Origin of the sequence: Mesorhizobium sp. M7A.F.Ca.US.005.03.2.1 (assembly GCF_003997795.1) — a bacterium.
Taxonomy (GTDB): domain Bacteria; phylum Pseudomonadota; class Alphaproteobacteria; order Rhizobiales; family Rhizobiaceae; genus Mesorhizobium; species Mesorhizobium ciceri.
The window spans coordinates 1-2,686 of record NZ_RZRP01000845.1 but is presented as its reverse complement, the minus strand read 5'-3'; the positions used below and the strand labels follow the sequence as shown (position 1 = coordinate 2,686).

General features: G+C 64.5%; 3 protein-coding genes. All 3 read left to right on the top strand.

Going from position 1 to position 2,686, the window contains the following annotated elements; all coding sequences use genetic code 11:
• On the top strand, positions 1-687 hold a 687-nt coding region (locus tag EN991_RS31335; RefSeq protein ID WP_127370199.1), incomplete at its 5' end, for a glycosyltransferase.
• Complete coding sequence (locus EN991_RS31330; RefSeq protein WP_013530224.1) at positions 656-1,990, top strand: O-antigen ligase; 1,335 nt, start codon at positions 656-658, stop codon at positions 1,988-1,990. The genes EN991_RS31335 and EN991_RS31330, both read left to right, overlap by 32 nt.
• Before the next feature lie 60 nt (positions 1,991-2,050).
• The coding region (locus EN991_RS31325; RefSeq protein ID WP_127370198.1) for a pyrroline-5-carboxylate reductase at positions 2,051-2,686 on the top strand (636 nt) is incomplete at its 3' end.

The following is a 2,686-nucleotide window of genomic DNA, read 5'->3' as shown; positions in this document are numbered from 1 at the left end:
GCCATCCTGCAATTCCCGAACTTCAGGCATCTGCTGGTCATCGACGACGACGAGATCGCCGATCCGCAGTGGCTGGAACGGATGTGCCTGGCTGCCGAAACGCTCGGCGCCGACATTGTCGGCGGCCCGCAGGTGCCCGTGTTTGCCGACCCCGCCCATGCGCGATGGGCAGACCATCCGGTGTTCGCGCCGCCTTACCGGGAAACCGGACGCGTGCCGGCGCTCTATTCGTCGGGCAATCTTCTGGTCGGGCGCAACGTGCTGATCGCCATGGGTCCGCCCTTTCTCGATCTCAGATTCAATTTCATGGGCGGCGGCGATTCCGACTTTCTCAGCCGGTCGGTGCAAAAGGGCTTTGTGCTGGGCTGGTGCGCCGAGGCCAAGGTGCTGGAAACCGTTCCGGCGCGGCGTATCGAAGCCGACTGGATCCGCGCCCGCAGCCTGCGCAACGGCGTCATCTCGACACTGGTCGAAAAGAAGAAGCGCGCCGGCACGCCAATGGCCGGCGCCAAAGTGTTGCTGAAGAGCCTGGCACTGCTTGCCGCCTCGCCGTTTCGCGGCCTGATCCGGCTGGCGCGGACCCGATCGCCGGCGATCGCCATCTACCCCGTCCATGTGGCGCTGGGCCGCGTGCTGGCCGAATTCGGATATGCCAATGAGCAATACCGCCAGCCTGAGAAAAACTGAGCGCGCGCCGCTCGGCGACGCGTTCACGCGCGAAGGCGTGGCCACCGCCATTGCCGCGCTGCTGTTCACCGTCATCATGGTGTCGTTCCGGCCGTTCCAGCCGGGCGGCGCCGAACTCACCGGTCAAGGCGGCGACATCGTCAACCAGCTTGGCTTCGGTTCGCTCGGCGCCATGTCGATCTTCTCGCTGATGGCCTTTGCCGATCCGCGCGTGGTGCGCTCGCTGCTGAGCCCATCCTGGGTGTTGATGCTGGGCTTCTTTTTCCTCTCGGTGATCCTGTCGACCGATCCGCCTTCGGCCATGCGCGCCGCCTCCTTCACGCTGATCGGCATCCTGACGATGGCGACGATCCTGGTGCTGCCGCGCGACGCCGAAGCCTTCTCGAAGGTGATCATCTTCACCGCCGTCGTGGTCATGGGCCTTTCCTATCTCGGCCTCATCGTCTTTCCGCACGAGGCGATGCACACAGCCGACTCGCAGGAGCCCGAACATGCCGGACTGTGGCGCGGCGTGTTCACCCACAAGAACATTGCCGGGCCGGTCATGGCCTGCCTCAGCTTCGCAGGCCTCTATCTCTACCGGCGCGGGCAGCGCTACTGGGGCGCCGGGATCTTCTTCGCGGCGATGATCTTCATGCTGCACACCGGCTCCAAGACGACAGCCGGCCTGGTGCCGTTCTCGATCCTGATCGTCATGTTCCCGAGCCTGATAGGCATGCGGCTCGGCACGCCGATCCTGTTTGCGCTGGCCATCATCGCCACGGCGGTCGGCACGCTGGGCATCGTCTTCCTGCCGCCTGTAAAACATCTGGCGGCGATCTATTTCCCCGGCATGACCTATACCGGCCGCACGACGCTGTGGGAGTTCGCCGGCAGCATGCTGGCGAAGAAGCCATGGACCGGCTACGGCTATGAAAGCTTCTGGGGCACGCCGCTCTTGCTCAACCAGGACCAGCCCTTCGACCGGCCCTGGGACATCAGGACCATCGTGCACGGCCATGACGGCTATCTCGACATCGCCGTGCTGATGGGCATTCCGGCACTATGCGTGGCGGTCTACACCTTCCTCATCGCGCCGCTGCGCGACTACATGCGCATTCCGTTGCGCAGGGAAAACATCTTTCTCGGCGACTTCTTCATGATGGTGGTGCTGTTCACGGCGCTTAACGCTTTCCTCGAAAGCTTCTTCTTCCATCGCGGCGACCCGGTCTGGCTGTTCTTCGTGCTCGGCGTGCTCGGCCTCAGGCAAGTGTCGCTGCGGCCAATCGCGGTGCGCGATCCCGATCGTGGCTCGCGATCCTGATGGGGCTTCCCCAGGGAAGCGCCAGCGTCTATGTGAAGGCCTTCCTTTGGAGGGCTTTCGATGACGATCAGGCTTGTTCTCGCCGGCTGCGGCAATATGGGCTACGCCATGCTCTCGGGCTGGCTGAAATCCGGCAAGCTCGCGCCGTCGGCGGTTTTCGTGGTCGAGCCCAATGCCGATCTGCGCAATCGCGCGGCAACGCTGGGCTGCGTGACATCAGCCGATGCCGGTAGCATACCGGCCGATGCCCTGCCCGATCTCGTCGTCATCGCGGTGAAGCCGCAGGTGATCCGCGACGTCACGGCCGCCTACAAGCGCTTCGGCGACGGCCGCACCACCTTCGTCAGCATCGCCGCCGGCACGCCTGCCGCCACCTTCGAGGAAATCCTCGGCAACCGCGCGCCGATCGTGCGCTGCATGCCCAACACGCCCGCGGCGATCGGCAAGGGCATGATGGTGGTGTTCTCCAACAAGCTCGTGTCCGATGACACCAAGCGTTTCGTCGCCGACCTTTTGTCGGCGAGCGGCGAAGTGGCCACCATCGACGATGAGGGCCTGATGGATGCGGTGACCGCCGTGTCCGGATCGGGGCCGGCCTATATTTTCCATTTCATCGAAGCGCTGACGGTTGCCGCCGAGAAGGCCGGTCTGCCGACGGCGACCGCCAAGCTGCTCGCCATGCAGACCGTCTATGGC

Excerpts from the sequence above, each read along its gene's own strand:
- EN991_RS31330 (WP_013530224.1), top strand. The coding sequence starts at position 656 with ATGAGCAATACCGCCAGCCTGAGAAAAACTGAGCGCGCGCCGCTCGGC.